At 36.0% G+C, this 23,608-nt stretch carries 21 protein-coding genes and 5 tRNA genes; 25 read left to right on the top strand and 1 reads right to left on the bottom strand.

Features of this window, described 5'->3' with window-relative positions; translation table 11 throughout:
• The first annotated feature begins 84 nt into the window (after window positions 1–84).
• Window positions 85–261, top strand: a complete 177-nt coding sequence (locus O0955_RS11220) for a DUF6496 domain-containing protein (RefSeq protein ID WP_269427633.1) — start codon at window positions 85–87, stop codon at window positions 259–261.
• Window positions 262–327: 66 nt separating this feature from the next.
• On the opposite strand, the gene O0955_RS11215 is transcribed toward O0955_RS11220, so the two are convergent.
• Window positions 328–714, bottom strand: coding sequence for a hypothetical protein (locus O0955_RS11215; RefSeq protein WP_269427632.1), 387 nt, complete (start codon window positions 712–714; stop codon window positions 328–330).
• 180 nt (window positions 715–894) lie between these two features.
• Between O0955_RS11215 and rpsU the strand changes: the two genes are divergently transcribed.
• The 24 genes from rpsU (at window position 895) to O0955_RS11095 (ending at window position 23,607) form a co-directional block, all read left to right on the top strand.
• A complete protein-coding gene (gene rpsU, locus O0955_RS11210) occupies window positions 895–1,089 on the top strand; it encodes a 30S ribosomal protein S21 (protein ID WP_056871296.1) in 195 nt (64 codons plus the stop codon).
• A 137-nt stretch (window positions 1,090–1,226) separates the two neighbouring features.
• Complete coding sequence (locus tag O0955_RS11205) at window positions 1,227–2,111, top strand: phage lytic cycle repressor MrpR family protein (protein WP_269427631.1); 885 nt, start codon at window positions 1,227–1,229, stop codon at window positions 2,109–2,111.
• A 14-nt stretch (window positions 2,112–2,125) separates the two neighbouring features.
• Window positions 2,126–2,473, top strand: coding sequence for a ribosome hibernation-promoting factor, HPF/YfiA family (hpf, locus tag O0955_RS11200; protein ID WP_131539006.1), 348 nt, complete (start codon window positions 2,126–2,128; stop codon window positions 2,471–2,473).
• A gap of 507 nt (window positions 2,474–2,980) precedes the next feature.
• A tRNA-Thr gene (locus O0955_RS11195) sits at window positions 2,981–3,053 on the top strand.
• 35 nt (window positions 3,054–3,088) lie between these two features.
• Window positions 3,089–3,171 (top strand) — tRNA-Tyr (locus O0955_RS11190).
• An 85-nt stretch (window positions 3,172–3,256) separates the two neighbouring features.
• Window positions 3,257–3,329 (top strand) — tRNA-Gly (locus O0955_RS11185).
• A gap of 78 nt (window positions 3,330–3,407) precedes the next feature.
• Window positions 3,408–3,479: transfer RNA gene (locus tag O0955_RS11180), tRNA-Thr, on the top strand.
• A 127-nt stretch (window positions 3,480–3,606) separates the two neighbouring features.
• Window positions 3,607–4,794 (top strand): elongation factor Tu, encoded by a 1,188-nt coding sequence (tuf, locus tag O0955_RS11175; protein WP_269427630.1) that lies wholly within the window; start codon window positions 3,607–3,609, stop codon window positions 4,792–4,794.
• Window positions 4,795–4,871: 77 nt separating this feature from the next.
• Window positions 4,872–4,942, top strand: a tRNA-Trp gene (locus tag O0955_RS11170).
• 13 nt (window positions 4,943–4,955) lie between these two features.
• Window positions 4,956–5,153, top strand: coding sequence for a preprotein translocase subunit SecE (gene secE, locus O0955_RS11165; RefSeq protein WP_131539008.1), 198 nt, complete (start codon window positions 4,956–4,958; stop codon window positions 5,151–5,153).
• A gap of 12 nt (window positions 5,154–5,165) precedes the next feature.
• The gene (gene nusG, locus O0955_RS11160) at window positions 5,166–5,705 is read left to right on the top strand and encodes a transcription termination/antitermination protein NusG (protein WP_131539009.1); all 540 of its coding nucleotides are present in this window, start codon (window positions 5,166–5,168) and stop codon (window positions 5,703–5,705) included.
• Between the two features lie 325 nt (window positions 5,706–6,030).
• Entirely contained in the window at window positions 6,031–7,488 is a 1,458-nt protein-coding gene (locus tag O0955_RS11155) for a hypothetical protein (protein ID WP_269427629.1), read from the top strand.
• A 28-nt stretch (window positions 7,489–7,516) separates the two neighbouring features.
• Window positions 7,517–7,999: a hypothetical protein gene (locus O0955_RS11150; protein ID WP_269427628.1), complete on the top strand. Its 483-nt coding sequence runs from the start codon at window positions 7,517–7,519 to the stop codon at window positions 7,997–7,999.
• A gap of 84 nt (window positions 8,000–8,083) precedes the next feature.
• Window positions 8,084–8,554, top strand: coding sequence for a hypothetical protein (locus O0955_RS11145; protein ID WP_269427627.1), 471 nt, complete (start codon window positions 8,084–8,086; stop codon window positions 8,552–8,554).
• Between the two features lie 178 nt (window positions 8,555–8,732).
• Window positions 8,733–9,272 carry a hypothetical protein gene (locus tag O0955_RS11140; protein ID WP_269427626.1) on the top strand — a complete coding sequence of 180 codons (540 nt, stop codon included), beginning with the start codon at window positions 8,733–8,735 and terminating at the stop codon, window positions 9,270–9,272.
• A 190-nt stretch (window positions 9,273–9,462) separates the two neighbouring features.
• Complete coding sequence (rplK, locus tag O0955_RS11135; RefSeq protein ID WP_010601094.1) at window positions 9,463–9,906, top strand: 50S ribosomal protein L11; 444 nt, start codon at window positions 9,463–9,465, stop codon at window positions 9,904–9,906.
• A 20-nt stretch (window positions 9,907–9,926) separates the two neighbouring features.
• Window positions 9,927–10,625 (top strand): 50S ribosomal protein L1, encoded by a 699-nt coding sequence (gene rplA, locus O0955_RS11130; protein WP_131539010.1) that lies wholly within the window; start codon window positions 9,927–9,929, stop codon window positions 10,623–10,625.
• A gap of 2 nt (window positions 10,626–10,627) precedes the next feature.
• Entirely contained in the window at window positions 10,628–11,149 is a 522-nt protein-coding gene (rplJ, locus tag O0955_RS11125) for a 50S ribosomal protein L10 (RefSeq protein WP_269427625.1), read from the top strand.
• 64 nt (window positions 11,150–11,213) lie between these two features.
• The gene (gene rplL / locus O0955_RS11120) at window positions 11,214–11,591 is read left to right on the top strand and encodes a 50S ribosomal protein L7/L12 (RefSeq protein ID WP_010601097.1); all 378 of its coding nucleotides are present in this window, start codon (window positions 11,214–11,216) and stop codon (window positions 11,589–11,591) included.
• Between the two features lie 155 nt (window positions 11,592–11,746).
• Window positions 11,747–15,550, top strand: a complete 3,804-nt coding sequence (rpoB, locus tag O0955_RS11115) for a DNA-directed RNA polymerase subunit beta (protein ID WP_269427624.1) — start codon at window positions 11,747–11,749, stop codon at window positions 15,548–15,550.
• 88 nt (window positions 15,551–15,638) lie between these two features.
• Window positions 15,639–19,925: a DNA-directed RNA polymerase subunit beta' gene (gene rpoC, locus O0955_RS11110; RefSeq protein WP_269427623.1), complete on the top strand. Its 4,287-nt coding sequence runs from the start codon at window positions 15,639–15,641 to the stop codon at window positions 19,923–19,925.
• Window positions 19,926–20,080: 155 nt separating this feature from the next.
• Window positions 20,081–21,685: a sulfatase family protein gene (locus O0955_RS11105; protein WP_269427622.1), complete on the top strand. Its 1,605-nt coding sequence runs from the start codon at window positions 20,081–20,083 to the stop codon at window positions 21,683–21,685.
• Between the two features lie 71 nt (window positions 21,686–21,756).
• The gene (locus O0955_RS11100; RefSeq protein ID WP_269427621.1) at window positions 21,757–22,068 is read left to right on the top strand and encodes a DUF3467 domain-containing protein; all 312 of its coding nucleotides are present in this window, start codon (window positions 21,757–21,759) and stop codon (window positions 22,066–22,068) included.
• A gap of 312 nt (window positions 22,069–22,380) precedes the next feature.
• On the top strand, window positions 22,381–23,607 hold the full coding sequence (locus O0955_RS11095) for an OmpP1/FadL family transporter (protein WP_269427620.1): 1,227 nt from the start codon (window positions 22,381–22,383) through the stop codon (window positions 23,605–23,607).
• Window position 23,608 lies beyond the last annotated feature (1 nt).

Genomic DNA, 23,608 nt, shown 5'->3' with positions numbered 1-23,608 from the left:
GCGAAAACCTCCGGATTTTTTTGTTAAATTTTAAACCAGCAGCCACTTAGATTTGTTTCTAATTATGATTATAAGATTAATGATATGGCAAAGTATTCAGAAAAGGCTGGTGAGAAAGTAGAAAAAACCATGCACGAAATGAAAGAAGGTAAGCTTAAAAGCGGCTCAGGTAAAAAAGTAACCTCTAAAAAGCAAGCGATTGCAATAGGTTTATCAGAGGCTAGAAAAGAAGGGGCAAAAGTGCCTAAAAAGAAAGATTAAAATGGGCATAGTTTAAGGTAATACCATATGGTTTTACCTTAAACTATGCTTTTGATTGGTTAAAATTTACTGAGGAATATCTTTGGAAGAAACAATACTATCCACTACATAAACGCTAAATCCCCTCCATGGCAAGGTGTTTTTATATTCTTTATAGTGTAATTCATAAAATTTACCGCTGTTGGCCATCATTTTATCAGCAATGTCTTTATTCGCAATAGAGAATTCGAATTCATTATTTTGTAATGTTCCGGTTTGCCGCGATTTAACTCCGCTTTGAATGAGCTTGCCTTCATAGGTTTTAAACAGATAGCCTTTCTTTACTACGTAGTTTAATTCTCCTGCTTTTACGCCCTCTCCAAAAACGAAGAAATAGCGGTAATAAGCCAAGCCACCCAGTATTAATAAGGCAATAACGATAATAATGGTAATTATTTTTTTTCCTGCTGTCATATGTTTTTCTTTTGTTAAACTAAGTTATGTTTTTAGAACCAATATCTAACATAGATTGGCTGATAATGTTTTTTATAAAATTAGGGGAAAAATCTTTCTCATTTTCAATAATTTACTTACATTTGCATCCCCGATAAGAAGGGACTATTTAAAAAACACGAGAGGAGGTATTTCAGCGTTATGATCATTATCAACATTAAAGACGGCGAATCATTAGATAAAGCCCTAAAACGTTTCAAGAAAAAGTTTGAAAAAACAGGAGTATTGAGAGAATTACGTAGTCGCCAGGCATACGAGAAAAAATCCGTTGCTCGCCGTACAGAAATTAAACATGCTGTTTACATTCAGAACATGAATCAAGACACAACTGTATAGTTGTTGACTATATAAATTATTAGATGCCTTCAGGATTTTTCCCGAAGGCATTTTTTTTTGTCATAAAAAAATCTAAGAATTTCTTTCTATCAAAACTATTTGTAACTTCATATCCATGCGAATCTAAATTACATTGAATGTTGCTAAACAGTTTTCTAACCTATTTATCGCACGAGAAACGTTATTCTCAACATACAATTGTTTCTTATCAAACAGATCTTGGTCAATTTGAGGCTTTTATAAATTCGACCTTCGAATTGGGCTTCCTGGAAATCAAACATACACACGTTAGAAGTTTTATGGTTGATTTAATGGATCAAAAAACTTCTGAATCTTCTATCAACAGAAAAATATCTGCTTTGCGCAGTTTTTACAAATTTTTATTAAGAGAAGGGAAGGCCAGCCAAAACCCTATGCTTTTAATAAAAGGCCCTAAAGTTCCTAAGCGGCTTCCTGTTTTTGTTGATGCCAATAAAATAAATCACCTGCTGGATGCCGAACATTATTTTAATGAAAGTTTTTCATCGGTTCGGGATCATTTAGTAATCGAACTGCTTTTCGGAACCGGGATTCGTTTAACCGAATTAATCCAGTTAAAGGATACCGATATTGATTTATATGGCGAAACAATTAAAGTTTTAGGGAAAAGAAATAAGGAAAGAATTATCCCCGTAAATAAACAGCTTATCAATCAGGTAAATACCTATATTGACTTAAAAAAGTTGCAAAACTTTAATAACAATTTGCTTAACTTAATCGTTACCAATACAGGAGTAGCGGCATATCCTAAATTAATATACCGTATTGTTACATCATACCTAAACCAGATCACGACCAATGATAAAAAAAGTCCTCACGTTTTGCGCCACAGTTATGCCACCAGTTTACTTAATGCGGGGGCAGATCTTAATGCGATCAAAGAGCTTTTAGGGCATGCAAGTTTAGCCGCTACCCAGGTTTACACACACAATTCAATAGAAAGATTAAAAACAATTTATAAACAAGCCCATCCAAAGGCATAAAAAAAGGAGGAAAAATGAAAATCGGAGTTCAATCAATCCATTTCAACGCAGATAGTAAGTTGTTAGATTTTATACAGAAGAAAGCGAACAAGCTTGATCAGTTTTTTGACCAGATTATAAGCGGGGAAGTGTATTTAAAGTTGGAGAATGTAGATAACGAAGCCAATAAGATTAGCGAAATTAAGTTAATTGTACCAGGTGGAACACTATTCGCTAAAGAACAATGTAAATCATTTGAGGAAGCCACAGATCTGGCGATCGAATCATTAAGAAAGCAAATTACGAAGCACAAAGATAAAACACGTGCAAAATTAAGTGAACATAAGGCAATATTAAGCGAAAGCGAAGTATCGGATTTTTAATTCATATTGAAATATTTTAGAAAAAATCGGCCGGCTACCGGCCGATTTTTTTTATTTCCAAGTTTTTTTTCAATTTGTTTTTTCTGAAAAATAAACTGAAATCAGAGAAAATTTCAAAGAATTAATAAAAGTTGAAGTGGTTTTAGATTTATTTTTTTTCAGGTTTAAGAAAAATTAATGCACCTAAGGCTGCGGATTTTAATCTTTTGAAAAAAACTTTTAAAAAAAATATAGAAATAGTGCTTTTGTAAAACCGGGCAGAAATAACTGATTATTAAGCCAGTATTTTTGGAAATAAAATAATCTGATCGGGTGGGATTAAATTCCTTCAATTTTTTTTCAAATTTATTTTGAATAGAAATATAAATGTGTAGATTTGCATTCCCTTTCAGAAACGGCGTTAAGCAAAGAAGAAAAGGATAAGTTCTGTGAAAAGATAAAATTTTAAAAAACACGTTAATGGTATGAAAAAAGAAGTTTTTTCGTATCATTGCAGCAAATTTAAAAGCCTCCTTAGCTCAGCTGGTAGAGCAACTGACTTGTAATCAGTAGGTCATTGGTTCGATTCCGATAGGAGGCTCTTTATTTTAAAGTGTTAACATTTTAAAATAAGTTGGGGAGATACCAGAGCGGCCAAATGGGACAGACTGTAACTCTGTTGTCGTAAGACTTCGAAGGTTCGAATCCTTCTCTCCCCACACTTTAAATGATAGAATGATCAAATGTTTTGATGATTGAATTTATTCTCTCATTTACTCCATTCCTCAATCATTCATTTAGAAAGCGGAAGTAGCTCAGTTGGTAGAGCGATAGCCTTCCAAGCTATAGGTCGCGAGTTCGAACCTCGTCTTCCGCTCTAATAAATTAAAGTGGGCAGTTTAAAGTCAGTTGGAAGTTTTTACTGAAAACTGAAAACTGGAACTGAAAACTAAAAGCCGAAGTAGCTCAGCGGTAGAGCACTTCCTTGGTAAGGAAGAGGTCGTGGGTTCAAGTCCCATCTTTGGCTCAGGTATATAAAGCTTTGTTAAACCTGTTAAACATACAGAGTAGACAAGGTTTTTTGTGTTGAATTGTATCAAAACAATAAATAAAAAAATAATAAAAAGTTAACCTACTAATTAGTTATAAATAAAATGGCAAAAGAAAAATTTGACCGCAGTAAACCGCACTTAAACATCGGTACAATCGGTCACGTCGATCACGGTAAAACAACTTTAACAGCAGCTATTACAAAAGTTTTGGCTGATGCTGGTTTAACTGAGGCACGTTCATTCGATTCAATTGACTCTGCTCCAGAGGAAAAAGAAAGAGGTATTACAATCAATACAGCTCACGTTGAGTATTCAACAGCTAACCGTCACTATGCACACGTTGACTGTCCAGGTCACGCGGATTACGTGAAAAACATGGTTACTGGTGCTGCTCAGATGGACGGTGCAATTATCGTTGTTGCTGCTACTGATGGTCCAATGCCACAAACTCGTGAGCACATCCTACTAGCTCGTCAGGTAGGTGTTCCTTCATTAGTTGTATTCATGAATAAAGTGGATATGGTTGATGATCCTGAATTATTAGAATTAGTAGAAATGGAAGTTCGTGAATTATTATCTTTCTACGAATTCCCAGGTGATGATATTCCTGTAATCCAAGGTTCTGCACTAGGTGGATTAAACGGTGATGCTAAATGGGTTGGTAAAATCATGGAATTAATGGATGCTGTAGATAGCTACATTCCAATTCCTCCACGTTTAACTGAACTTCCATTCTTAATGCCTGTTGAAGATGTATTCTCGATCACTGGTCGTGGTACTGTAGCAACTGGTCGTATTGAGCGTGGTGTAATCAACTCTGGAGATCCGGTTGAAATCTTAGGTATGGGTGCTGAGAACTTAAAATCTACAGTAACTGGTGTTGAGATGTTCCGTAAAATCTTAGATTACGGTGAAGCTGGTGATAACGTAGGTTTATTGTTACGTGGTATTGAGAAAACTGATATCCGTCGTGGTATGGTAATCTGTAAACCAGGTTCAGTAACTCCTCACACTGATTTCAAAGCTGAGATCTATGTATTATCAAAAGCAGAAGGTGGTCGTCACACTCCATTCTTCAACAAATACCGTCCTCAATTCTATTTCCGTACCACAGACGTAACTGGTGAAATTTCACTAGCTGAAGGTACTGAGATGGTAATGCCAGGTGATAACGTTACAATCACTGTTAAGTTGATCAACGCTATCGCAATGGAAAAAGGTCTACGTTTCGCTATCCGTGAGGGTGGTAGAACAGTAGGTGCTGGTCAGGTAACTGAAATTTTAAAATAAATTGCTAATCCCTCCGGGGAATAGAAATAACTGAAAGCAAGGTGCTTGAGATTACTTAAGTACTTTGCTTTCTAAATACGGGAATAGTTCAACGGTAGAATAGAGGTCTCCAAAACCTTTGATCAGGGTTCGAATCCTTGTTCCCGTGCAAAAATTTAAATATGGCTAAAGTAGTTCAGTTTATAAAAGAATCATACGATGAAATGACTCAGAAGGTTACATGGCCTACCTGGGGAGAGCTTCAAAGTTCAGCAATTCTTGTTTTGGTGGCTTCTTTAATTATTGCATTAGTTATTTTTGCAATGGATAAAGGCTCTACATTTGTGTTAGATACTTTTTATAAATCACTTTCTAATTAATTTTTCCTGATAATGAGCGATCTAAAATGGTATGTGGTAAGGGCTGTTAGCGGTAAAGAAAAGAAAGTAAAGCAGTATATTGATGCTGAGATCAGCCGTTTAGGTTTTTCTCATTTGGTTCCACAGGTATTAATTCCTATGGAAAAATATTACCAGATGAGAGATGGAAAAAAAATTGCAAAAGAACGCAACTACTATCCAGGATATGTTTTAATTGAGGCTACATTAGATGGCGAGCTGGAGCATATTATTAAAGGAATAAACAGTGTTATTGGATTTTTAGGTGATAAAGCCGGCAATCCAATCCCAATGCGCCAGGCAGAAGTTAACCGTATTTTAGGTAAGGTTGATGAAATGAGCGAGCAGGGAGAAACGATGAATGTTCCTTATTATGTTGGAGAAAACATCAAAGTTATGGATGGACCTTTCAACGGTTTCTCCGGTATTATCGAAGAGGTAAACGAAGAGAAGAAAAAATTAAAAGTAATGGTTAAAATCTTTGGTCGTAAAACACCACTCGAACTTAACTATATGCAAGTAGAAAAAGAGTAATTTTCTAAATCATAAAAAATTAAAGGGTATCTAAATTTTAGATACCCTTTTTTATTGCACTTATTAGTGTGTTCATCTAAAAACACAATTTTCGAATTTTTCTCGTTAAGTGTTAATCTCCTTCATGATTATCTTGGGTAATTTATTTTGTACAATTCCAGCATTTTGTAGGTGAAATGATGTGATATTGTATTTTTTTTTTAATTCATATTGTAATAGATGATAATTTTTAATGTATAATTAATTTTATTTTTATTTATGGAAAATGTATTTTTATAACATCATCTCTCATAAATCATTAACTCTTAAAAATCTAAATTAACAAATGAAGAAAATTTACGCCTTGTTAAAGCCGTACGCACTGGTTTTAACTTTATTAACTGCAACAACTATTATTATTTATTCCTGTAAAAAAGATAGAGAAACTTCATCAGCAGAAACAAAAAATGAACTTATATCTGAAGCAAAATCTTATTTTGAAGACGAAGTGTTAAAAAAATCTTTAAAAGATAGTAATGACCCAAATTTTAGGCACAGTATAATTAAAAGACCAATTTGGGAAAAAGCAATAACTAAAAAAATCTCTTTAGGTGAGGCAGTTATTGTACCTGTTAAATTTGATGGCGGTGTTTTTACGAAACCTGAAAAAACTGATATGGTGAATTATTTAGATAAAACAAGCTATTTGATGCTTTACCGGGATAAAAAACAAAAAATGCACGCCGAGTGGGTTACACTTATACCTGATAAAATTAGAAAGGCTAAATCAGAACAATTTTCAGGAATAGTGGCAATTGAAGATTGGGGTGGGAAATTTAATCGTGCTTATGCATTTAATGGTACAGGAAAATATTTCCCTGTTTATATAAGGCAGGCAGTTACTTTTAGTGAGAGTAATTATAAACGCTCTACGTTTTGTATCGAAGTACAGCATTGGGGCTATATCAGCTGGGCTAATGGGCCAGCTATCCCAAAATATTTAGGTTCAGAGACATTTTGCTTTACCAGCGATTCTCCAGGTGGTACTCCTGATTCATACGGAACCCTATCCGATGGCACACGTATGGATGAAGAACCAAATCCAGACGCATATCCTTCATATTACATCGACTGTAACGGGGATATTGATGGCTCTGCTGTTATAGACGATAATTGCGGTTGTATTGGTGGGAATACCGGGTTTCAAAGTTGTGCACAAAAGGAGATTAGAGATAGTGTTAAAAATGCTTGCATAAAAAATGCGCTTACATTAGCTCTATCAAGAAATGCAGTTAATGAAATCAAAACACTGTTCTATGACGCTTTCGGTAGTAACAAAAATTATAATGTGGTATTTGCAGATGGTTCATTGAGTTCCACAACTAAAGACGCTACAACCAAAACGCTCCTAGACCCAATAACCGGTATTATAACCTCAACAATAACTTTTAATACTGATGTAGCGGGAATACGGTCAGAGCAATATGCGGTATCCACAATTTATCATGAAATGGTCCATGCAGAGTTGAGAAAACTTTTTCCTGAAGATTCTCAAGGAAAGATATTAATTCCGTCTCAACACGAATACATGGCACAAAATTTTGTTGATAAGATAATGGCTTCTCTTAAAAGTGTATTTCCTAATTTATCAGATACAGATGCTTGGGCATTATCATGGGGTGGTTTAAAACAAACTTCTTTTTTCGATTTACTTAGTGATGCCAATAAAACTATGATAGGGGAAACATTAATGAAGTATAGCGATAAAGATAGATATGATAAACTAGGTAGCTATTGTAACTAATTTTATTATTGTTTAAATTAAAATAATTATGAAAAGAATGTTAATAATAGGGGTTTTAACAAGTTTATTAATAACTAATATTTGTTATGCGCAGGTGATTGATATATCGAAACAAAACCTGAAAATCAGTATTGGTTTCAAAAAAGACTATATGAATAATCCTTTTATAAAAAAGGCTTTTATATTTTCTATAAGTGTATCTGTTAATAAATTTGGAAAAATAGACTCTGTTTATTTTTCCAAAACGGAAGGTGTAGAATTAAAAGATGCAATGGATTTGAACAGAATAAAAAAATCAGTTATGGCTGAAAAAGTATTTTTTAGTCAATATAAAAATTGTGTAGTTATCATTCCTACAATGGCGTTAAATTTAAATGATCAATATATAAGCAATCAACAGCAGCTATTGAGTGAATGGGGAGGGCTATTTCCAAATATAAATAAATTCAAAAATAAGCGTGTTATATTATGTAAGCCTATAAGCTTTTGGTTTGTAACAGATGTTGATTGAAAAAAATCTCTTAAAAGCATATTACTTGGGGTGGTTTAAACTCCAATAACAAACTGTCTACAACTGGTTGCAATTAAAATTAATATGATGAGATATTTAATGATTTTTGGGATATATAGCCTTTTATTTTTTAATATGCAAAAGGTAAGCGCCCAAATAAAAAAGATAAAAAGGGATACCGTTTATTATCTTTTAGATACTGCAAGTGTGTCAGTTAAAGATAGGATGTTTAAGATCGAAAGAGAAGAATCTGCTATGATGTATCTTTTGCAATGTAAATGTTATCCTTATGCCACTAACATTCCTTTTTATTTTGATATCTATAAAAATAAAAAGGAAATAATTAGCCGAAAAGAGTTTAAGAAGATTAAAACGGTTTCGATAGTAGAATTAATTGTTATAGCACTCAAATGCTTACCTCCAGCAAATAGGACCGATTATAAATTTATATTTATCGAGCCTGATGGAAAAAACATGAGGTTAACAGATATGGTATTAGGTGCTCCGTACAATCCCAGAGAAGTTAATTCAACTGAAAAGATAAAAATTAACTAATGCAAGTTCAGCCTAAATTATTATTGCAAGTTGATATGCTTACAGAATAGATTTACTTTCTTGTTTGTATAAGGCCATGCCGTTCCCTTAATAAATTAATTATAAACGCTCATTTTGTCTTGGAAAAATACAGGCAACTATCAAGTCAAATAGTATTGGCCATAAATGATTTCGAAACATGAAAAAAATACAATATATGCTAATATTATTTTCATTTATATTATTAGCCAAAAGTAGTATAGCGCAAACAGAAAAACAGATTAGAAATAAAATTGAAAGAGCACTGGCTTCCTATTATGACACTTACGGTCGTGAGTTGTTTTCACGGCCACAATATAAAAATAAGGCTTATACATTTGGCTTTGCAATAAGTATTAACAAAAAAGGTAAAATAGATACGATTATATTTTCAAACAAAACCAAATCTTTGGATAGTTTGATTTCTTTCAAAAGTATTGCAAAACAATTAAAGGTAAGTGAAGATATTTTTGCTAATGATAAAAACACAGTTTTTGTTGGTATCGCATTAGTCAGAAGAGAGTGGGATAATAGCATTGATAATTTTTATGATAGTTATTATAGACACTCTAATCCTGAATTAGCAGGTTTTGATCAGTATTTTTATAATTTAATCCCTAATATTGAGAATATTAGTTATTCTAAAAGCATTAGGTTATTGCCAGCATTTAGTTTAGTGCAGATGCAGCCAAAACATTAATATTTGATTGTAATTCTTAAAAATTTTATAAAGTATAATCTCATGAAATAAATTTGTCTAATCTATTGGAGGACTGCAAGATTATTCATATCTTTGCAGTCCTTTTGGTTTTGTATAAGCCATCCAGGAAATAAAATGTTACATGCTTCCAATATTTAACATTGAGTTTTAAATAAATTAAAAACACAAAATGGCAAAAGAAGTCAGTGCAATGATCAAATTACAGATCAAAGGCGGAGCGGCAAATCCATCGCCACCAGTAGGGCCTGCATTAGGTGCTAAAGGGGTGAATATCATGGAGTTTTGCAAACAGTACAACGCTCGTACCCAAGATAAAGCAGGTAAAGTATTGCCAGTTGTAATTACTGTTTATGCTGATAAGTCATTCGATTTCATCATCAAAACCCCTCCTGTAGCTATCCAGTTAAAAGATGCTACTAAATTACAGAGTGGTTCTGCTGAGCCTAACCGTAAGAAAGTTGGATCGGTGACCTGGGACCAGATTAAAGTTATTGCTGAAGATAAAATGCCTGATTTAAATGCATTTACAATCGAATCTGCAATGAGTATGGTTGCCGGTACAGCACGCAGTATGGGAATCACCGTTTCTGGTGACGCACCCTGGAACAATTAATTAAAAAACAGTTTACAACAGTGGCGAAATTAACTAAAAATCAAAAAAAGGCACATGCTAAATTAGAAGCTGGCAAAGCTTATACTTTGAAAGATGCTGCTGCTTTGGTAAAAGAAATCACTACGACTAAATTTGATGCATCAGTTGATATTGATGTTTCATTAGGCGTAGATCCGCGTAAAGCCAATCAAATGGTACGTGGTATTGCTACTTTACCACACGGAACAGGTAAAACTGTACGTGTTTTAGCTTTGGTAACTCCTGATAAGGAAGAAGAAGCAAAAGCAGCTGGCGCAGACTTCGTAGGTTTAGACGAATATGTGGCTAAAATTGAAGGTGGTTGGACCGATGTAGACATTATTATCACAACACCAGCTTGTATGGCAAAAGTGGGTAAATTAGGCCGTGTTTTAGGTCCAAGGAACTTAATGCCAAATCCAAAATCTGGTACAGTAACTAACGAAGTTGGTAAAGCTGTAACAGAGGTTAAAGCTGGTAAGATTGATTTTAAAGTAGACAAAAGCGGTATTATACACGCTTCAATAGGGAAAGTATCATTCCCAGCAGAGAAAATTTATGAAAATGCTTTAGAAGTAATTCAGGTAATTTCTAAATTAAAACCATCTGCTGCAAAAGGAACTTATTTTAAAAGCATTCACGTGTCTTCTACAATGAGTCCTGGGATTGCAATTGAAACTAAATCAGTAGCGGGGATTTAATCATGAACAGAGAAGAAAAAAACGAAGTAGTTTTAGAACTACAAGGACAAATGCAAGAGTTTGGCAATTTCTATATTGCTGATACCTCAAGCCTTTCTGTTGAGCAGATTAATAACATCCGTCGCAAATGTTTTGAAAGTGATATCGTAATGAAAGTTGCTAAAAACACTTTAATCCGCAAAGCGATTGAAGGTTTAGAAGGCGATTCATCAGAGATATACGCAGCCCTTAAAGGTTCTTCATCATTATTATTCTCAAAAACAGCTAATGCTCCGGCTAAGTTGATTAAAGCTTTGAGAAAAACATCTGAAAAACCATTGCTTAAAGCGGCATATATAGATTCATCAGTTTATGTTGGCGATGACCAATTGAACTCATTAGTAAGTCTTAAATCAAGAGAAGAACTTATTGGCGATATCATTGGATTATTACAGTCACCAGCTAAAAATGTTGTATCTGCCCTTAAATCAAGCGGAGGCAAAATTGCAGGAATTGTTAAAACTCTACAAGAAAGAGAAGGTTAACGAACACCTTAAGTTCGCAATTAAACAAAATTATTTTTACGTAAATTTTTAAAATCTTAATAAAATGGCAGATTTAAAAGCGTTTGCTGAGCAATTAGTAAACTTAACAGTTAAAGAAGTTAATGAATTAGCTCAAATCTTAAAAGATGAGTATGGTATCGAGCCTGCAGCTGCTGCTGTAGTTGCTGGTCCTGCTGCTGGTGGTGATGCACCTGCTGCTGCTGCAGAAAAAACATCTTTTGATGTAATCTTAAAAGAAGCTGGTGGTCAGAAATTAGCAGTTGTAAAACTTGTTAAAGACTTAACTGGTTTAGGTTTGAAAGAAGCTAAAGACTTAGTAGACGGAGCACCAAAAGAATTAAAAGCTGGTGTTGCTAAAGACGAAGCAGAAGCTCTTAAAAAACAATTAGAAGAAGCTGGAGCAGTAGTTGAAATTAAGTAATCACTTAATTTAGCTTCGCTAAAAAAGTATCAGACACCGACTGAAAATGTCGGTGTCTTTACCTGTTTATAAACATCTCATTTTGTTTGGTTGATGAGATGCGATAACCAAAGCCAAACAAATAGTTTATTCTTAAACTAAAATCTTTTAGTCCATTGGCAAAGACAGTCGAACAAAGAGTAAATTTTGCAACGAGTAAGCACATTATAGACTATCCGGATTTTCTGGATGTGCAATTGCAATCATTCAGAGAGTTTTTCCAGATAGATACAACTTCAGACGATCGCTCTAGCGAAGGTTTGTTTAAGGTGTTTGCTGAAAACTTTCCAATCACAGATTCAAGAAATATCTTCGTTTTAGAATTTCTTGATTATTTTGTGGATCCTCCGCGTTATGATATACACGAGTGTATCGAACGTGGTTTAACGTACAATGTTCCATTAAAAGCAAAGCTTAAGCTTTCTTGTAATGATGTTGAACATGAAGATTTTGAAACCATTATTCAGGATGTGTACTTAGGTACTATTCCGTATATGACACCAAAAGGTACATTTGTAATCAACGGTGCAGAACGTGTTATCGTTTCGCAATTACACCGTTCTCCAGGCGTGTTCTTCGGCCAAAGCCGTCACACAAACGGAACAAAATTGTATTCTGCCCGTGTTATTCCTTTCAAAGGTTCATGGATTGAGTTTGCTACTGACGTGAATAACGTGATGTATGCTTACATCGATCGTAAGAAAAAATTCCCGGTTACCACTTTATTACGTGCTATCGGTTACGATTCTGATAAAGATATCTTGGAGTTATTTGATCTTGCTGACGAAGTAAAAGTTAGTAAATCAGGCTTAAAGAAATACATCGGTCGTAAACTGGCTGCAAGGGTATTAAAGAAATGGGTAGAAGATTTCGTAGATGAAGATACTGGTGAAGTAGTTTCTATCGATCGTAATGAAGTGATTCTTGAAAGAGAAACTGTTCTTGAAGACGACCACATCGATATGGTTATCGAAGCGGGTGTTAAAACCATTATCTTATCTAAAGAAGATGGTGCAAGCCAGGCCGATTATACCATTATATATAATACATTACAAAAAGATACATCAAACTCTGAAAAAGAGGCTGTTGAAAACATCTATCGTGCTTTGCGTAACGCAGAACCACCTGATGAGGAAACTGCACGTGGTATCATTGACCGTTTATTCTTTTCAGATAAACGTTACGATTTAGGAGATGTTGGTCGTTACCGCATCAACCGTAAATTGAAAATGAATACTCCGGATGATGTAAAAGTTTTAACAAAAGCAGATATTATTGCAATTGTTAAATACCTGATCAAATTGATCAACTCAAAAGAAGAAGTGGATGATATTGATCACTTATCAAACCGTCGTGTACGTACGGTAGGTGAGCAGTTATACGCACAATTTGGTGTTGGTTTGGCTCGTATGGCCAGAACAATCCGCGAGCGTATGAACATTCGCGATAATGAGGTGTTTACACCAACTGATTTGATTAACGCCCGTACGTTATCATCAGTAATCAACTCTTTCTTTGGTACTAACCAGTTGTCTCAGTTTATGGATCAAACCAATCCATTAGCAGAGATTACACACAAACGCCGTTTATCGGCCCTAGGTCCAGGTGGTTTATCACGGGAGCGTGCCGGTTTCGAGGTACGTGACGTTCACTATACTCACTATGGTCGTTTATGTACAATTGAAACTCCAGAGGGACCAAACATTGGTTTGATTTCATCACTTTGTGTGCATGCGAAAATCAATAATTTAGGTTTCATTGAAACACCATACAAACGTGTTGAAGATGGTAAAGTAGTTGTAGATTCAGATGTTATTTATCTTTCTGCTGAAGATGAAGATGGTAAAACCATCGCTCAGGCCAATGCAGAGTATGATGATAAAGGTGTGTTTTCTACGCCACGTGTTAAAGCACGTTACGAGGGTGACTTCCCGATTATTGAGCCTGAGAAATTAGACTTAATGGACGTTGCACCTAACCAGATTACTTCAATCGCGGCTTCATTAATTCCGTTCTTAGAACATGATGATGCGAACAGGGCCCTGATGGGATCCAACATGCAACGTCAGGCTGTACCATTGTTACGTCCTGAAGCGCCAATTGTTGGTACCGGTTTAGAAGGTCGTGTAGCCCGCGACTCAAGAACTTTGATTAATGCTGAAGGTAATGGTGTTGTTGAGTATGTAGATGCAAACGAAATTACCATTAAATATGAGCGTAACGAAGATGATCGTTTAGTTTCATTTGAAGGTGACAGCAAAACATATCGTTTAATTAAATTCAAAAAAACCAACCAGAATACTTGTATCAACTTAAAACCAATTGTTAAAAAAGGTCAGAAAGTTACTAAAGGACAAGTGCTTTGCGAAGGTTATGCAACTGAAAACGGTGAATTGGCATTAGGTAGAAACTTAAAAGTGGCATTCATGCCTTGGCAAGGGTTCAACTTTGAGGATGCGATTGTAATTAACGAGCGTATTGTTCGTGATGACGTTTTCACTTCATTGCATATTGAAGAGTTTGAATTAGAAGTACGTGATACTAAACGTGGTGAAGAGGAATTAACGCCAGATATTCCTAACGTATCAGAAGAGGCGACTAAAGACCTTGATGAGAACGGTATTATCCGCGTTGGTGCTGATGTAAAAGAAGGTGATATTTTAATTGGTAAGATCACTCCAAAAGGAGAATCTGATCCTTCACCTGAAGAGAAATTACTACGTGCAATCTTTGGTGATAAGGCCGGTGATGTTAAAGATGCATCTTTAAAAACACCTCCTTCAATCCAGGGTGTGGTAATTGATACTAAATTATTCAGCCGTGCTAAGAAAACTACAAAAGCTGAAGAGAAATCGGCGATTGAGAAATTAGACAAAGGATATACAAATATCACAGAGAAACTAAAAGCAGAATTAGTTGACAAATTATTCACTATTGTAAATGGAAAAACATCTCAGGGTGTATTCAATATTTACAAAGAATTATTAGTTGCTAAAGGCGCTAAGTTTACTCAGAAAATTTTAGCAGAACTTGATTATAATCACATTAGCCCTAACAAATGGACTACTGATGATGATAAGAACGAGATGATTAAAATGTTGCTTCACAACTACGGTATCCGTGTTAACGAAGAACTTGGTGCTTACAAACGCGATAAATTTGCGATCAGTGTAGGTGATGAGCTTCCTTCAGGTATCGTACAAATGGCAAAAGTTTATGTTGCTAAAAAACGTAAATTAAAAGTAGGTGATAAAATGGCAGGTCGCCACGGTAATAAAGGTATTGTTGCACGTATTGTACGTGATGAAGATATGCCTTTCTTAGCTGATGGTACTCCGGTTGATATTGTGTTGAACCCACTGGGTGTACCTTCACGTATGAACCTTGGTCAGATCTACGAAACTGTATTGGCATGGGCCGGTAAAGAATTGGGTGTTAAATTTGCAACTCCGATTTTTGATGGTGCTACGCATGATGAGGTTGAAGAGTGGATCGCTAAAGCAGGAGTTCCTGCTTCAGGAAAAACCTACTTATACAATGGTTTAACGGGAGATCGTTTCGATCAGACTACAACTGTAGGTATTATCTATATGTTGAAACTTGGTCACATGGTTGATGATAAGATGCACGCCCGTTCAATTGGACCATATTCATTAATTACACAACAACCATTGGGTGGTAAAGCCCAGTTCGGTGGTCAGCGTTTTGGTGAGATGGAGGTTTGGGCATTAGAAGCATTTGGTGCGGCTAATATTCTTCAGGAAATCTTAACCGTTAAGTCGGATGATGTAATCGGAAGAGCAAAAACTTACGAAGCCATTGTAAAAGGTGAAAACTTACCAACTCCTGGTGTACCAGAATCATTCAATGTATTGGTACATGAGTTACGCGGTTTAGGTTTAGATATTACATTAGATTAAATAAGGTAGAAGGTTTAAGGTATAAGGTGAAAGGTTTTAAACCCTACGCCCTAAACCTTAAACCCTACGCCTTTAACCTTACATAAGTATGTCTTACAAAAAGGATAATAAATTAAAAAGCAATTTCACATCAATCACGATTAGCTTATCGTCTCCGGAAATTATTTTGGAACGTTCAAGCGGTGAGGTGTTGAAACCGGAAACCATAAACTATCGTACTTACAAACCTGAACGTGATGGTTTGTTTTGCGAGCGTATTTTTGGTCCGGTAAAAGATTACGAATGTCATTGCGGTAAATACAAACGTATCCGTTATAAAGGTATTGTTTGCGACCGTTGTGGTGTTGAAGTAACAGAAAAGAAAGTACGTCGTGAGCGTATGGGACACATCGCTTTGGTGGTTCCTGTTGCACACATCTGGTATTTCCGTTCTTTACCTAACAAAATTGGTTATTTATTAGGTTTGCCTACTAAAAAACTAGATTTAATTATCTATTACGAGCGTTACGTTGTTATCCAGTCAGGCTTAATGGCCGAAGAAGGTATCAACTATATGGACTTCTTAACAGAGGAAGAATATTTAGATATTTTAGATAAATTACCTAAAGAAAACCAATACCTGGATGATAAAGATCCTAATAAATTCATCGCCAAAATGGGTGCTGAAGCATTAGAAGATTTATTAAAACGGATTAACTTAGATACTTTATCTTACGATTTACGTCACCAGGCAGCAAACGAAACTTCACAACAACGTAAAAATGAGGCTTTAAAACGCTTACAGGTTGTTGAGGCTTTCCGTGGTGCTAATACGCGTATTCAGAATAACCCTGAGTGGATGATTGTTAAAATTGTTCCGGTTATTCCACCAGAATTGCGTCCTTTAGTTCCATTAGAAGGTGGTCGTTTTGCAACTTCAGATTTAAATGATTTATACCGTCGTGTAATTATCCGTAACAACCGTTTAAAACGTTTGATCGAGATTAAAGCACCAGAGGTAATTTTACGTAACGAGAAACGTATGTTACAGGAAGCTGTAGATTCGTTATTTGATAACTCACGTAAAGTTAACGCGGTAAAAACTGAAGGTAACCGGGCTTTGAAATCACTTTCAGATATTCTGAAAGGTAAACAAGGTCGTTTCCGTCAAAACTTATTAGGTAAACGTGTAGATTATTCTGCCCGTTCTGTAATTGTTGTAGGGCCTAGCCTTAAATTACACGAGTGTGGTTTACCAAAAGATATGGCTGCTGAGCTTTATAAACCATTCATCATTCGTAAAATGATCGAAAGAGGGGTGGTTAAAACAGTAAAATCAGCTAAGAAAATTGTAGATAGAAAAGATCCTTTAGTTTGGGATATCTTAGAAAACGTGTTAAAAGGTCACCCGGTATTATTAAACCGTGCACCTACATTACACCGTTTGGGTATTCAGGCTTTCCAGCCTAAATTGGTTGAAGGAAAAGCAATTCAATTACACCCGTTAGTTTGTACTGCATTCAACGCCGATTTTGATGGTGACCAGATGGCTGTCCACTTACCACTTGGTAATGCAGCAATTTTGGAAGCCCAGGTATTGATGTTAGCTGCACACAACATCTTAAATCCTGCTAACGGTACGCCAATTACAGTACCTTCTCAGGATATGGTTTTAGGTCTTTATTACATTACTAAAGGCCGTAGAACAGATGAAACCCGTGTTGTAAAAGGACAAGATGCATCTTTCTATTCTCCTGAAGAAGTTATCATTGCTTATAATGAGAAACAATTAGACTTGCACGCATTTATTAAAGTAAAGGTAAATGTTAAGCAAAATGATGGTTCTATTGTTAATAAGTTAACTGAAACTACTGTAGGTAGAGTATTATTTAACCAGATGGTTCCTGAAGAAGTTGGTTATATCAACGAATTATTAACTAAGAAATCGTTAAGAGATATTATCGGTGAGGTAGTTAAAATGACTGGTATGGCCCGTGCTTCACGTTTCCTTGATGATATCAAAGAATTAGGATTCCGTATGGCATTCCAGGGTGGTTTATCGTTCAACTTACAAGACGTAAACATTCCGGTTGAAAAACATACATTATTAGAGCAGGCAGCAGCAGAAGTTGAAGAGGTAAGAAACAACTATAACATGGGTTTCATTACCAACAACGAGCGTTACAATCAGATCATCGATATCTGGACCCGTATCAACAACAGGTTAACTACTTTCGTTATGACTCAGTTATCGTCAGATAACCAGGGCTTTAACTCCGTTTACATGATGCTTGATTCAGGTGCACGTGGTTCGAAAGAGCAGATCCGTCAGTTATGCGGTATGCGTGGTTTGATGGCTAAGCCTCAAAAATCAGGTTCAGGTGGTGATATCATCGAAAACCCGATTTTATCAAACTTTAAAGAAGGTTTATCGGTATTAGAGTACTTTATCTCTACCCACGGTGCCCGTAAAGGTTTGGCGGATACGGCGTTAAAAACGGCGGATGCGGGTTACTTAACTCGTCGTTTACACGATGTTGCACAAGATATGATTGTTAACGATAACGATTGTGGTACTTTGAGAGGTATGTATACCACTGCGTTAAAAGATAACGAAGATGTTGTTGAGCCATTATATGACAGAATTTTAGGTCGTACTTCATTACATGATGTTTACAATCCTTTGGATAATACATTATTAGTAGGTGCGGGCGAAGATATTAATGAAGATGTTGCTAAACTAATTGAGGAATCTCCATTAGAAGGCGTTGAAATTCGTTCGGTATTAACCTGCGAAGCTAAACGTGGTGTTTGTGCACTATGTTACGGCCGTAACTTAGCATCTGGTAAACGTGTTCAGAGAGGTGAGGCTGTAGGTGTAATTGCTGCACAGTCAATCGGTGAGCCGGGTACACAGTTAACCCTTCGTACTTTCCACGTGGGTGGTACGGCATCAAACATTGCTGCTGAATCAAACATCGTAGCTAAATTTGATGGGGTTATCGAATTTGAAAACATCCGTACAGTTGATACTGAAACAGAAGATGGTAAAGTACAGGTTGTATTGGGCCGTTCTGGTGAGTTCAAAATTGTTGAACCTGGCACTAACCGTGTTATCGTAACCAACAATATTCCTTACGGTGCATTCTTATTCGTTAAAGAAGGAGATCGCTTAACTAAAGGTGATAAAATCTGTTCGTGGGATCCGTACAACGCGGTAATCATTTCAGAATTTGCTGGTAAAGCACAATTTGATGCAATTATTGAAGGGGTTACCTTCCGTGAAGAGTCAGATGAGCAAACCGGTCACCGTGAAAAAGTAATTATCGATACCCGTGATAAAACGAAGAACCCTTCAGTTCAAATCGTTGACAAAAAAGGCGAGTTTATTAAAGGCTATAACATTCCGGTAGGTGCTCACGTTTCAGTTGATGAAGGTGAAGCCATCCAAACTGGTCAGATTATCGCTAAAATTCCTCGTGCTACTGGTAAAACCCGAGATATTACGGGTGGTTTACCACGTGTAACGGAGTTATTCGAAGCACGTAACCCATCTAACCCGGCTGTAGTAACCGAGATTGATGGTGTGGTAACCTTAGGTGGCGTTAAACGTGGTAATCGTGAGATTACAATCGAATCTAAAGATGGTGAAGTTAAAAAATACCTGGTTCCATTGTCTAAACACATCCTTGTACAGGATAATGACTTTGTGAAAGCGGGTATGCCTTTATCAGATGGTTCAATTTCTCCAGCAGATATCTTATCAATTAAAGGCCCGGCAGCGGTTCAGGAATACTTAGTAAATGGTATTCAGGAAGTTTACCGTTTGCAAGGTGTGAAAATTAACGATAAGCATTTCGAGGTAATTGTTCACCAGATGATGCAGAAAGTTCACATCGAAGATCCGGGAGATACTATTTTCTTAGAAAATAATGCTGTAGACCGTTGGGATTTTGCAGAAGAGAATGATGCCATGTACGACAAGAAAGTTGTTGAAGATGCAGGCGACTCAGCTGAATTCAAACCAGGACAGATTGTTTCATTACGTAGATTAAGAGACGAAAATTCTCAGTTGAAACGTAAAGATTTGAAACAAATCACTGTTCGTGATGCGAGACCAGCAACTGCAAGTTCAATTTTGCAAGGTATTACAAGAGCATCATTAGGTACTAAATCGTTCATTTCTGCGGCTTCGTTCCAGGAAACTACGAAAGTATTAAATGAGGCAGCTATTGCAGGTAAACGCGATAACATGTTAGGCTTGAAAGAAAACGTGATCGTTGGTCACTTAATCCCTTCAGGTACAGGTGTACGTGGTTACGAGCGTATCATTGTAGGATCGCAAGAAGAATACGATAAATTATTAGCTTCAAAACAAGAAGAAGTAGAAGCTTAATAAGATTTCTTTTAATCATTTAAATCCCCCAGAACTGAGTTTCTGGGGGATTTTTTGTTTTTATATCTAATTTAGAGGTAATAGAAATCTCCAATGTAAAATGAATTATATTTGTATGGTTTCAACGTGTAGTTTAATTGAATCATTCTAACAATATGAAGAACTTTTTAATCCTGCTGTTTCTTTGCCTGAATACTGTAGCTTTTGCTCAAAATAAACGTCCGAATATCATTTTTATACTCTCCGATGATCATGCTTATCAGGCCATAAGTGCTTATGGGAATAAATTAATTACTACGCCTAATATAGACAGGATTGCAAAATCTGGGGCCTTGTTTAATAATGCAATAGTATCCAATGCCATTTGTGGCCCTAGCCGGGCAGCATTTATAACTGGACAGTACAGCCATAAAAATGGTTATAAAGTTAATGATGGGGTGTTGGATACCAATCAGCGGTTTTTACCACAAATATTGAGCGAAAGTGGTTATCAAACTGCCTGGATCGGAAAATGGCATTTAGGAAGTTTACCACATGGCTTTGATTATTGGAATGTAATGCCTGTACAGGGCCACTATTTTAACCCCGATTTTATTAACCAAATGAATGATACTTTATTGTATCATGGTTATGTAACAGAAGTAATTACAGAGCTGACAAAAAATTATTTAGACAAAAGAGATCCAAATAAGCCTTTCTTCCTTGTTGTGGGAGAGAAAGCAACGCATAGAGAGTGGCTACCCGATTTACAAGATCTTGGTGCATACGATTCCATAAAATTTCCTTTACCCGCTACATTTTATGACGATTATAAAGGTAGAATAGCTGCATCTAAACAACTAATGAGTGTTGGAGAGGTGATGACGCTTAAAACAGATCTAAAAATTAATCAACCCTTCGGAGAAAAAGTCAATGTACGCAATCAGCCTGCAAAACCGGCTGTTAAAGGTAAAGAGATTGAAGAATCAATGATGCGTTATTACCAGCAGGGCGAATATGGGCGTATGGACAGTTTACAAAGTAAAGCCTATCGCACCTATTATGGTAAGCTTTCAAAAGAATTTGAACAGCTTAATTTAACCGGTAATAAGTTGAAAGAATGGAAATTTCAACGTTATATGAAAGATTATTATGCTACGGCAAAATCATTAGACAGGAATATTGGTGAAATATTGGATTATCTCGACCGTAGCGGATTAAGTGAAAACACCATTGTTGTTTACGCTTCAGATCAGGGATTTTACCTGGGCGAACATGGATGGTTTGATAAACGTTTCATCTATGAAGAATCGCTTCGTACGCCATTTATAATTCGGGTACCCCAACTTTCGGCAATGAAAGATAAAAAACTGAATCAAATTATATCCAATGTAGATTGGGCACCAACCATTCTTGATTTTGCAGGTATCGCAAAGCCAGGTTTTATGCAGGGGAAATCCTTTTTACCTGTACTGGAAAATCCAAAAATAAAGAACTGGTCAAAAGAGGGGGCTTACTACCATTATTACGAATACCCGGGGCCGCATTATGTCTCACCGCATTTTGGTATCCGTACCGATGATTATGTTTTAGTTCGGTTTTATAAAGGTACAGAAGCCTGGGAATTATATGATTTAAAGAAAGACCCTAAGGAACTAAAAAATATCATTGAGGATAAAAATTATGCTGCAATTAAAAGTGACCTTAAAAAGAAACTAAAAACCCTGATTATAACCTGCGATGATCAGGAAGCCCTGAATGTTTTTAATCAGAGTTTATAGAATTCAGTTTTTTTGCAAAGATTTAAGTATTAACCAATACATAACCGAAGATTTTTTTACTTTTGATTATCATGGAAGAACAACAAAACGAAAATCAATTAAATATAGAATTATCAGAAGAAATTGCAGAAGGAATTTTTTCTAACCTGGCCATTATCACGCACTCTAATACCGAGTTTGTATTGGATTTTATCCGTGTAATGCCTGGCGTACCAAAAGCAAAAGTAAAATCACGTATTATTTTAACCCCTGAGCATGCTAAACGTTTGTTATCCGCATTAGAAGATAACATCAGCAAATTTGAAGGCGTAAACGGCCGTATTAAAACACAGGAAGAGCCTCCTTTTCCAATGGGTTTTGGTGGACCAACTGCGCAGGCATAATTTTATGGTCTGTCAGCTTTTCTAATCTTTCCTCAGTAATAAAAACATCTCTTAATCCTAAAATCCGGATTAAAAGATGTTTTTCAAATTAACTTTTTAGTTAAAACTTTCCTTAAATTTAATTGTATACTTAGTAAGTGTCTGTAGATCATGTTATTGTGGTCTTATTTTTAGCATAACTACTATTTATTAAGTCATTTAAATAAGCATATCGATACAAATGTTAAACATTGTAACAATTCATAATTTAACAAATAATTACTTGTTTGCTATGTTAGCATAATATATATTTGTGTATAACCATTTATAAGCATGAAAAAAATTTTATTAAGCGTAATACTTGCAGCTCCTTTATGGGTATTTGGACAAGGTTTTCAAGTTAACCTGCAGGGACAAAAGCAAATTGGTATGGCCGGAGCCGGGTCAGCATTAGCATTAGACGAGGCGTCTGTATTTTTCAATCCGGGAGCTGTTTCATTCCTCGAAAAGAATTCCATTTCGGGTGGGGTAAATCCATTATTATTCAAGTCAGCATTTCAACTTTCAGGCTCTAATGTTACAGAGAATGTAAAGAATAAGATAGCACCTCCTTTCGAATTTTATGCTGTTTGGGGGCCAAAATCAGGTAAGTGGAAATTAGGCTTAGGTGTTTATACCCCATTCGGAGGTTTGGTAGATTGGGGAGATAGCTGGTCTGGTAAATACTCATTAACTTCCTTAAATCTTAAAGCCATTTATTTTCAACCAACCATCAGCGTTAAAATTACGGATGCGATTGGTATAGGAGCGGGTTTTGTATATAACCATGGCGAGGTTGACCTTCAAAAAGCAATACCTTATGATTTTCCGGATGGAAGATCAGCTTCGGCTCAGTTAAAAGGAACAGGTAAGGGCTACGGCTGGAATGCAGGGATTTATATTAAAACCTTAAGCGATGTTACTTTTGCCATTACACACAAATCTAAAGTGGTCACCAAACTGGATGGTGGCGAAGCGAACTTTGATGTTCCTGCATCTTTAAGAGGTGCATTCCCTACGGGAAATACATTTAATGCTGAGTTACCTTTACCAGCGACTACTTCATTGGGTATTGGTATTCCATTATCGAAAAGCACTAAGTTAGCTTTTGATGCAAGCTGGGTACAATGGCACGTTTATAAAGAGCTGGCATTTGATTATGCAACAAACCCTCCGGGTGGTTTGCCAGATACAAAATCACCACGTAATTACCGTGATGGATCTTCATTTAAATTGGGTATAAATCATCAGGCATCAGATAAATTTGCGGTAAGAGCAGGTGTTGGTTATGCTTTTTCTCCTGTACAGGATGGATACGTAACCCCTGAGGCTCCGGATGCTGATCGTTACATTTTAAGTGTTGGCGCAGGTTATTCTTTCACTTCTAAATTTGAAGTAAATGCATCATTCTTTTTCGAAGATGTAAAATCACGCACACAGAAAAATCTTGAAACTGGTTTAGATGGTACATTCAAAACGTTAGTTTATGCACCAGGTATTTCGTTAACATATAAATGGTAGG

Origin of the sequence: Pedobacter punctiformis (genome assembly GCF_027213715.1) — a bacterium.
Classification (GTDB): Bacteria; Bacteroidota; Bacteroidia; order Sphingobacteriales; family Sphingobacteriaceae; genus Pedobacter; species Pedobacter punctiformis.
The sequence above is the reverse complement of the archived record's forward strand: the minus strand, read 5'-3'. Positions and strand labels throughout refer to the sequence as shown.